Raw genomic sequence first — 204 nt, 5'->3', positions numbered from 1 at the left:
AAATCCACCAATTGGTGGATTTTATAATTATCTAAGTTTACTTAATTTTTTTTGAGTCTCTTGAATGTCTTCTTCAATCTCTCTAATTTTTAATTGTTGTTTTGTAATTTTTAAGTTAGCTTTTTCAAATTCTACTGGAGTAAGTTTTCCTTTAGTGCGGTCTTTGTCAAATTTACCTTGCAGCTTTTGTAGTTCTTTTTGTTC

The sequence above is a fragment of the Flavobacterium sp. genome, from assembly GCF_003525665.1.
GTDB lineage: Bacteria > Bacteroidota > Bacteroidia > Flavobacteriales > Flavobacteriaceae > Flavobacterium.
The sequence above is the reverse complement of the archived record's forward strand: the minus strand, read 5'-3'. Positions refer to the sequence as shown.